10 protein-coding genes are annotated in these 9,381 nt (G+C 45.2%); 5 read left to right on the top strand and 5 right to left on the bottom strand.

Features of this window, described 5'->3' with window-relative positions; all coding sequences use genetic code 11:
• Nucleotides 1–209: hypothetical protein (locus tag RMO84_RS13825; RefSeq protein ID WP_310489031.1), on the top strand; the 209-nt coding region annotated here is incomplete at its 5' end.
• Here RMO84_RS13825 and RMO84_RS13830 read toward each other — a convergent pair.
• On the bottom strand, nucleotides 160–1,833 hold the full coding sequence (locus RMO84_RS13830) for an aldehyde dehydrogenase family protein (RefSeq protein WP_310489032.1): 1,674 nt from the start codon (nucleotides 1,831–1,833) through the stop codon (nucleotides 160–162). The genes RMO84_RS13825 and RMO84_RS13830 overlap by 50 nt on opposite strands.
• Before the next feature lie 173 nt (nucleotides 1,834–2,006).
• Here RMO84_RS13830 and RMO84_RS13835 point away from each other — a divergent pair, with 173 nt between their 5' ends.
• The gene (locus tag RMO84_RS13835) at nucleotides 2,007–2,351 is read left to right on the top strand and encodes a hypothetical protein (protein WP_310489033.1); all 345 of its coding nucleotides are present in this window, start codon (nucleotides 2,007–2,009) and stop codon (nucleotides 2,349–2,351) included.
• The gene (locus RMO84_RS13840; RefSeq protein WP_310489034.1) at nucleotides 2,348–2,527 is read left to right on the top strand and encodes a hypothetical protein; all 180 of its coding nucleotides are present in this window, start codon (nucleotides 2,348–2,350) and stop codon (nucleotides 2,525–2,527) included. Before RMO84_RS13835 ends, RMO84_RS13840 begins: the two co-directional genes overlap by 4 nt.
• A gap of 367 nt (nucleotides 2,528–2,894) precedes the next feature.
• Here RMO84_RS13840 and RMO84_RS13845 read toward each other — a convergent pair whose 3' ends face one another.
• From RMO84_RS13845 to RMO84_RS13855, 3 genes are all read right to left on the bottom strand, one after another.
• Nucleotides 2,895–3,974 (bottom strand): CHAP domain-containing protein, encoded by a 1,080-nt coding sequence (locus RMO84_RS13845; protein WP_310489035.1) that lies wholly within the window; start codon nucleotides 3,972–3,974, stop codon nucleotides 2,895–2,897.
• A 115-nt stretch (nucleotides 3,975–4,089) separates the two neighbouring features.
• On the bottom strand, nucleotides 4,090–4,380 hold the full coding sequence (locus tag RMO84_RS13850) for a hypothetical protein (RefSeq protein ID WP_310489036.1): 291 nt from the start codon (nucleotides 4,378–4,380) through the stop codon (nucleotides 4,090–4,092).
• A 135-nt stretch (nucleotides 4,381–4,515) separates the two neighbouring features.
• Nucleotides 4,516–5,139: a CHAP domain-containing protein gene (locus tag RMO84_RS13855; protein WP_310489037.1), complete on the bottom strand. Its 624-nt coding sequence runs from the start codon at nucleotides 5,137–5,139 to the stop codon at nucleotides 4,516–4,518.
• 239 nt (nucleotides 5,140–5,378) lie between these two features.
• On the opposite strand from RMO84_RS13855, the gene RMO84_RS13860 reads away from it, so the two are divergent.
• Nucleotides 5,379–6,749, top strand: coding sequence for an AAA family ATPase (locus RMO84_RS13860; RefSeq protein ID WP_310489038.1), 1,371 nt, complete (start codon nucleotides 5,379–5,381; stop codon nucleotides 6,747–6,749).
• Here RMO84_RS13860 and RMO84_RS13865 read toward each other — a convergent pair.
• Entirely contained in the window at nucleotides 6,708–7,829 is a 1,122-nt protein-coding gene (locus tag RMO84_RS13865) for a glycosyltransferase family 4 protein (RefSeq protein ID WP_310489039.1), read from the bottom strand. The two genes, RMO84_RS13860 and RMO84_RS13865, sit on opposite strands and share 42 nt — an antisense overlap.
• A gap of 250 nt (nucleotides 7,830–8,079) precedes the next feature.
• Here RMO84_RS13865 and RMO84_RS13870 point away from each other — a divergent pair.
• Nucleotides 8,080–9,381, top strand: a 1,302-nt coding sequence (locus RMO84_RS13870) for a bifunctional cobalt-precorrin 5A hydrolase/precorrin-3B C(17)-methyltransferase (protein WP_310489040.1), incomplete at its 3' end; no start/stop codon positions are given.

The raw sequence follows: 9,381 nt of genomic DNA on the forward strand, positions 1-9,381 counted from the left end.
AATCGATAATATATGTCTATTATCTCTCGATCGACACTGGATACCGTGTCTGGTTTACCGTCACGATTCCCGATCGCAATTACGCCCTCATCTCGACAACAGCTCGATCGATTATCTTTTCGATCGGCAGATTAAATCTACCGCACTACCTCAAACACCCTAACCCCTCAATGCCGCCAACACCACCCCTGGCAGCTTTTGCCAACTAGGATCGGCTTCAAACTTCAGCAATTGCCGCGCCATCCCTAACAAATTCCGATGCGTCGCAAACCAAGCCGGAGTCGGAAAAATCCGAAATGGCGCGTACGCCACCGACTTCTGCGGTCGATCGAATAGATAACTATTGTGGACGAAACCACTCCCCGAACCGATATCGGCAAGTGTATTCCCTGGATAAGCACCCCAAGTCGTCGAACCAAAATAGAAGATCGCCCCCGACCAGATATTTATCCCAATCGTGCCATACTTGAGACTATCGATCGCTGTATCCAATTCTGCACGATATTTTTTCTGCGTCTGAGTATCGATTAGCAGCGTACATGAGAGAGTCCCCCAAACGCGATCGTTCGCAAATTCGACAGCTTTAGTTAGAAAATCGGGGGCAGTGTCAGCCTCAATCGAAACTTCAGCTAACACGCCACAAAATGCCTCCTCATTTAGGGCATATTCGCCCGCTACGGGCGGTACATCGGGAATTAGCGTCCAGGGGACGATCGCGGGCGTACGCTGGCTCAATGGCTCGGATTGGGGGTATCTATCGAGAAAAGCTTGATAGCGATCTTGGGCACCTGGATAGTAGGCTTGACGCGGGGGAATTGCGGCTAGTTCGCGTTTGACGGCGGCTAAAAATTCCGCTTGTTGCGCCCAACCAGATGCCGTGACGAGTACCTGTCCCGATACACAATTAAAGCTAGCATTGTGGGCGATCGTGCTGGCAACTTGACGGGCTTGGAAGGTAAGATCGGAGCGCGACCATTTGCCAGGGACGACTAAAATCGGCGTGACGCAGCCGAGTTCGGAGGTAATCGGTTTGGTAACCTGGGGAGAATTAGCTGCTTTGCGCTCCTGTCGATCGCTTTCTGTGGCACCCCAAACGATCGCGTCGTGGGTTTTGTGGGAGCCAGTAATATGAATCGTCTCGATTTGGGGATGTTGGCACAGATATTTACCGACTTCCACACCGCCATAGACAATTTCCAGGAAACTATCCCGCACTAATGGCGCGAATGCTTGGGCTAAATACTCACCCATATACGCATTCACGGGATTCATCTTGACGATCGCGACTCGATTTTCGCTAAATAACTTCGATAGCACATCCATCGCCACGATCGATGATACATTGCCCGCACCGAGGATGAGAGCTACTTGGCAAGCAGTGGATTCGCGATAAATCTTGCCCTGGGTGGGTGCGCTTCCAGGCTCCATCCAGACTTCTGCCCGATAGCCCAGGTATAATAGTCGCTCGATCGCATTAGCTGGCAATACTTCCGCGACAAACTGTCCATTTGCACGCTGCGATATTTTCGGCGGTGCCAGTTGTCCCCCAGCCTTAAGGGTATTCATCAATAGGCGGATATTCCGCACGGTTGAAATCGGCCCCGCCACCCATTCCTCACCAGCTAACGAGGATGCGGGGTCGATGCCTTTAGCTTGGCAAGCTGCCAGCGTCCAGGCTGCGGCTACTGCAAGAGTTCGATCGAGACAGTCCTGGAGATAGATGATGCGTTGGGGAATGCTCGTTTTTTCCCAATTCGATCGATGTGCGTGGAGGCGAGTGATGGCTCGATCGATCTCCGTGAAGTCGGTTGTTTGGGTGGTGGTAGTAGTCATACCTAAAAGTTGCGATCGGTTGCACTCTGACTCTAGCTTAGTGTCACTTCTATCGCCGAAATAGTTGCTAAAAAATTAGAAACCTTCGGGTTGCTTTACTGCCATTTTGCCAAATTCCTGCAACCATGTTCATACTATAATATGTTGTGACGGTACAATAAAATAAGACAGATATGGGCAAATTAAACCCAGAAACAGCTCAAACTATTTGGGATCTTCAAAAGCAACTCTTAGAAATTATTGATACGGCTAAAACATTAGAACTATCTTTATTTGAATCTTTTGGTGAAACAGATCGTAGTGTAATTTACTTGGATGAGCTTCAAAGTATTGCAGAACAAGCGACAGACCGATTTTCCAGGTTTTCGGTATTCCAAAGCAGGATCGCTAATGCCCAACCTCCAGTGCCATCTGATATCATAGAGCTAGTAAATAGAACAATTGAAAATACTCAACAAAAAATTCCAGCACTAGAGCGCAGTATCCAAGAAATTAGACATGAAGGAGAACTATCGTGAATAATAGACAAATAATGTCAGATCCAGAACTCGACAAGCGACTAATCGGAAATTTGCGACAAGCTCGGCTTGCTTTTGAGGAAGTAGATCTTCAGCTTGAAGAGTTAGTAGCTAAATGCGATGAACTCATCCGTCAACAAAAATTACAACGAATTAAGCAGAAGCAAAAAAACTAGAGGATCGATCGAGACACCAAAAAATTTATTGTCACTGCCCAGATCGATCGCAAAGATATACCTTTAAAGACCTACTATCGAATCGATCCAGTTCATAATGCGATTCCGCAAAGCGGATGCTACACGAACGAAAAGATTGAATATAATTCAAATTTACAACTCTCACTCGATCGATAGACAAATATTCTAGAAATGCTGGGTTGAAGAATGAAACCCAACATTTCTAGAATGTTGGTGTGTTAGTTAATTGGGTTTCGCTTTGCTCTACCCAACCTATAAATTTTCTACTTCGGAAAAATTTATCCAGGAAACAAAAGCGATCGATCTTTATGGATAAATCGATCGCTTTACATAGATATGTCAGCTTTTAATCTCTTGGATTAACCCACTGAATACTACCTCCGTAGCCTTGAGCGGTAAGACTACGAGTGTTAACAGTTAGATTTCGTAGTGTAACTACCGAGTTACTGCCTGCACCATCACCATTGGAATCAAGAATCTGTATATTTAAGTTCTCTCCACTTCTTTGAGAACTAACTACCAAGGCTACATGTCCATAACCTCCGCCAATTTGAGGAAAAGAGATAATAGATCCAGGAATAGGATCGCTGGGGTCGCTTAATGGAAGAAAAGAGTTAGAAAATTGGCGACCTACCGATGCTGCTGTCCCGCGACCATGATCTAAGCTCAAATTGCTTCGGGATGCGCCATAGTGTTCTTGCAAGTATCGTGCAACTAGAGTAACGCATTGACCGTCATAGTCTGACCCACTTATGTCATATCGTCTGATACCCCTTTGTCCATTCGCAAACCCAACAAAAGCAGCCACTTTCCTTTGACTTTCACGCTGGCTGGGTTGAGAAACTTGTACTGGAGATTGACCGCCGCCACTCCATCCTGATGCATTACGGGTACGAAATTGCCCACTGTCTGTATTGCTTGCCCATAGAGCTTGTCTTCCATCGCTTCTGTACATTACCAGATTCCCATCTGTCTGGATAGCAAGGAAGGCTCCATAATTTCCAGATGTATTCGTTGCCCAAAGTGCCCCGCCGCCACCGTAGACAACAAAGTTTCCGTCTGCTTGTATGCTTAATATTTGCCCACGTCCTTCTGTTCCGGTTGCCCAGAGGACTTGACCAGATTGGTTAGTTAGAACTAAGTTACCATCTCGCTGAAAATTGAATTTATAACCACATACTGTTGCCGACGTTCCTCTACCGAAAGTTCTACTTTTTCCATTCGTCCGAATCTCAATGTTTCGGCATGATTGAGCAATTAGCTGCTTTGGCTTGAACTCTTCGGCTTTACCGATAGAAGAAATTCCTATTGCTAACAATGGCACTAAAAGTGCTGGTAGAGTGACTGACAACACAGTCAAATGCTTTAGTTGAAGAAAGAATTTATCATTACATATATTTGAAGAAGTTTCTTTGGAATCTTTCATGATGTTTTCTTGTTTAAAAAATAGAACAACAGCTAATAAGTAGTGAGAAACAGTTTTATTACTACTTATTAGCTCTGTCGATCGCACATTGGTAATCTATCGAGAGTATCAACTATTAGTTTTGTATAACGATATCAGTAGTATCTGTAGAGATAGATCCAGGATCTGTTACGTTAGAATTATCAGGTGTAGCAATCACTTCTGTAGTAATCACTTCTTTTGGTGCTTCTGGCGGCTCGGGGGGAAGATTAAACAAGGCTCGTACGAAGGCTTTCCCCGCAGAATCTAGGATTCCATCAAGGGGAATTGCTTGACTGGTTTGTGCTTGGAGTAAAACTGTCGGTAACGTTAAGACAACGATCGCAGTAAGTTTAACAAGATTTTGTTTTAGGTTCTGGTTGTTCATGATATTTTGATTCGGGGTTATCGGGTAAAATGGAAACAGTTATTGACTTTTTAGAGATTGACTAATCACACTCAGGCGAGAACTTAGGTGTTAAAGCTGTGTTCGGATAGACCTTAATTATGGAAGAGGCTATTTTTAATCTCTGGGATTAACCCAAACAATGCCACTACCATAGCCATTAGCACTAAAGTTGGCAGTATTGATAATTAATCTGCGTCCACGAATTCGAGCACCATAGCCAGCTTTCCCATCACCATTAGAATCAACAATTATTACTTGCAATTGTCCGTTGATTCTTCTAGCGTTAAGCACTATCGCAACATGTCCATAACCTCCGCCAATCTGAGGGAAAGACATAATCGCACCAGGAATTGGATCGGCAGGATCTTCGATATTGCTGAAGTGATTGGAGAATTGATTTGCAACATTACGTGCCACATCGCCACCATTTCCTAGATATAGTGCTTGGTTTGAACCACCAAGATATTCTTCTTGCAAATAACGAGCGACTAGGCTGACACATTGGCCAGGATATTCAGATGTATCTAGTCGTTGGATATCAACTGACCGACCAAAACGACTTAAAAAATCACGTAGTTTTGCACGACTAGCACTACCAGCGATTAATTGAGAAGAGGGAGAGACGTTATTAACATTCGTAGGAGCTGATGATATGGTTTTGGCATTTGCAGGCAAGTTAGCAATGCTCAGGATACCAAGGCTGAGAGATAAAGTGGTCAGAGTAGCAATACATCGCATAATTACATTGTGATTAGGGTTATAATCTTTAAAACTAAGGTCGGAAGACTAGCTTCTTTCTTCAGTAATCACAAGCATATCTAGCCTAAAATCGATCGTCCATAGGAAAAAATAGGCAGTTACCAACCTGTGATCTGAAAACACGACATAAAATATCTGACTAGATCCGGAAAAAAAGTAATGGGTTTAGCTACAGAAAAGTAGGATAAAATAGGATCGATGTAGTCTACCGCCTCACTATGGATATTGCCGAAGCTCTGAAAATAGCTGACAATCTAGTCTTTACGTCGCGCAACAAGCATCTCAACGACTTGGAACGATCGATTATTGAAGGTGTCTGTCAGGGCAAAAAATATTCACAGATAGCCAATGATAACTACTGTGAGCAATCTCACGTTAATGATGTTGCTGCTGGCTTGTGGAAGGCTATCTCTGAGGCTGTAGGCGAACAAGTAAAGAAGGCAAATTTCAAATCTACTATCGAACGCCATCAATCTAAAAATATTTCATCATCATTTGTAGAACAGATATCACTTGTGAATATCTGCTCTGAAGTCACATTAAATCATCACCCAAATCACAGTCTTCAACAAGCAGCTAAAACCAACACACCACAGTATTTAAAAACCATTCCAGATCTCGTAACTATCTACGATCGAACTCAAGAACTAAACTCGCTCAAAAACTGGATACTCACAGAAAAATGTCGCTCCATCGTCATCTCCGGTACTGCTGGCATTGGCAAAACTGCTCTAGCCAGACAATTAGTAGAAGATATTAAAGATGAATTCGAGGAGATCGTTTGGCAGAGTTTAGGCTGTCAGCGTTCTGTGGTGGAATTTATCGATCGCAATCTCATCGCGTCACTCAATATCGAGGCTTTACCAGAACCACCATTAGATTTAGAAGCTAGGTTATCCCTGCTGCTAGAACATTTTCGAGAGCATCGTTGCTTGATAGTTTTAGACGATCTCGATCGACTCTTCAGTAGTGGTGAATTAGCAGGTAATTATACGGACGAATATCGAGAGTATCGGGAATTATTCAGACGGATTTGGGAGATGAATCATCAAAGCTGTCTATTGTTATTGAGCCGTGAAGAGCCGAGCGAAATGGCTGTATTAGTTGGGACTAATAGCTCGATTCATGCTTTAGCACTGGGTGGATTGGGCGATGGTGGTAGGGAAATATTTAGAGCTAGGGGTTTGAGTGATGAGGAGCGATGGGATTATGCGATCGAATACCTCGGTGGAAATCCGGCCTATTTAGAATCGGTATCGATCGCGATTAATAAGTTATTTGGTGGTAGAGTTGGTGAATTTTGTAAATATACAGAGTTATTCCTAACTGAAGATATTAAATTATCGCTGACTCATCAATTCGCTCGATTATCACCAGTAGAGCGAGAAGTGATTCGATCTATAGCTAGTGAGACTATACCAGTAACAATCTCTAAAATTATCGAGTCGCTAGAAATGTCACCCGCAGATGTTGGGAATGCGATCGTGTCATTGAGTAGGCGGGGATTAATCGAGCGATCTGAAACAGATGATGGTGCAATTTTTAGTTTACAGTCGATCGTTAGGCTTCAAGCAAGATCGATAGAGTAATTCAGTTTTCTCAGCCATTTGTTCGACCGTAAATTCTTTAGCAAACTTATGTTTTCCAGCTACACCCATTTGTTGGCGAAGATCTGGATTTTTAATTAGATTAGCAATAGCCGCAGTCAACGCATCGACATCTTGATGGGGGACGAGTAAACCAGTTTCGCCATCGGCAACTTGTTCGGGAATTCCATTTACATTGGTCGCAATAATTGGCAAGCCGCAACGCATTGCTTCTAGAATACTAATCGGCGCGCCTTCATAATGCGTACTCAAGACAAAAATCTGCGAATTGGCTAACAACTCTGGTACATCTAATCGATCGCCCAAGAACGAAACGCGATCGGTAATACCTAAATCTTTGGCGATCGTTTTACTTGCTTCCCAATCGGGGCCAGTACCGACTAAAAGTAGCTCGACTGGCTCTTTTAGTTTGGCGATCGCTTGCATTAATGTCTGCTGATCTTTTTGGGCGCGATTGAATCTGGCGACCATGATTAATTTCGGCGGTTGGCGTTCGGGTGCCGCTGTCGCGATCGGTTTATTCTCGATGCCATTATGAATAGTTACGGCTAATTCTGGTGATGTAACTTTCAGCGCAATTGCTAACTGGCGATCGCTTTCGGAAACACAAATAACTTTAGTAGAAATTGGTGCGAGGATTTTTTCAACTCCCAAAGCAATATTGCGCTGAATCAGTGGCGATCGCGGATCGAAACCCCAACCATGTGCCGTGAAAATAACTGGTACCCGACATCTCCAGGCAGCAATTCGGGCGACTACGCCAGCTTTACTACTGTGACAATGCACTAAATCTGGTTGAATGAGTTTAATAATTGCAATACATTGCTGGATCGATTTGAGATCGCTGGTGGGGTTAATACTGCGCTTTAAATTGTCAATGATATGGACTTTAATCCCCAAATCGATCGCTTTTTCAGTGAGTACTCCCGCCGCACCGACAGCCAAATGTACCTCATAATCTCGATGGAGCGAGTTCATCAGATCGTATACATGGGCTTGGGCACCACCTAATTCAGCTTTAGTAATGACGTATAGAATCTTTTTGCGAGCGAGCTGTAGCATAGCTAAAAGGGGCAGATGATAATCGATTTAAAAAGCGGGGAGCGGGGAGCGATTTGCGCTCGTCGGGTGTCCCGACGGTTTAGCAAATCAAGACAGCAGGAAAAAACGGTACTTCACGATCGAGATCTCGATGGAATGGAAAGAGGCAATCTGGCTACCACAAAGTCTTTGGCGTATTAATATTTTATCAATCGATCGAGACACGCAAACATCCAGAGATAAGATAAGGAAGACCGTCATTTGTTAAATCATGCTCGCTCGACCCACGCCCATTGCGATCGTTCTCAATCAACTTAGCGTACCCACTGCGCGGAGATCGATAACAGTTATACCAGGGGCAAAAATCTACGGGTTGGCTGGGCGAACGACAGATGTCGATGTGAGTTTTACCAATTTTGGTGATACCGTGCGCCAATTGTATCGCGACGGCGTGCCGATAATTGGGTTTTGTGCGGCGGGGATTTTGATTCGGACGCTGGCACCAATGTTGACCGATACCAAGACGGAACCGCCGGTAGTTGCTGTAGCTGCCGATGGGAGTGCGGTGGTGCCGCTGTTGGGTGGGATGACAGGAGTCAACGAACTGGCAGAAACAATTGCTACTGCTTTAAATGTACGTCCGGCGATTACTACTACTGGCAAAATTCAGTTTAATACCGTATTGCCAAATCCGCCTGCTGGCTATTATTTAGCCAATCGGGAACATGTCAAAGCCTTTATCGCCGATCTAATTGCGGGGGTGAGCGTCAGCTTGGCTGGCTCGGCACCGTGGCTGCTCGCCAGTGAGATTCCGTTTGTGGCTGCTGGCGAACGGGAAATCGTCGTGACAACCCGCGCAATTTCTGGCAATCCCACGCGGTTGGTTTATCATCCGACTAGCCTAATTGTGGCGATCGATCGACCGTCGCAATTTACAGTGCCAGAGTGGCTGGAAGTAATTGCCGCGCGACTGGCTACCGCCGATTTGGCTCTCCAGGCGATCGCCTGTATCGTTCTACCCAAAAGCAGTGCAGGAGCGGCAATTGCCAGAATTAGCCAGCACTTAAATCTCCCGATTCGTTTCGCAGAATCCAGCCAATGGCAGTCCGATTTTACCGTTATTAGTCGCGATGCCAACTTGACAATCTTCAGCGCGATCGAGCCTATCGATCCGCACTCGATCGGCCAAGCGCAGGGTAAACTCACGGTAGTCGGTACCGGCCCTGGCTCGGCACAATGGCTATCCCCGCAAGTGCGTCAGACGATTCTCGCAGCAACCGATTTAGTCGGCTATCACACCTACTTAGATTTAGTCAAAGATTTGAGTGTCGGTAAACAGTGCCACGGCTCCGACAATCGGGTCGAACTCGATCGATCCAGGTTAGCCTTGGATCTAGCCGCCAGTGGTAAAAATGTCGTTGTCGTCTCCTCCGGCGATCCAGGGATCTTTGCGATGGCATCTGCCGTTCTAGAAGTTTTGGATAAAGAAGCCAAACCAGAATGGCAGACGATCGATCTTCAGATCGCTCCAGGCATCTCGGCCATGCAAGCCGCCGCTGCGAGTGTAGGTGCC

The organism is Chamaesiphon sp. VAR_69_metabat_338 (assembly GCF_031423935.1).
Classification (GTDB): domain Bacteria; phylum Cyanobacteriota; class Cyanobacteriia; order Cyanobacteriales; family Chamaesiphonaceae; genus Chamaesiphon.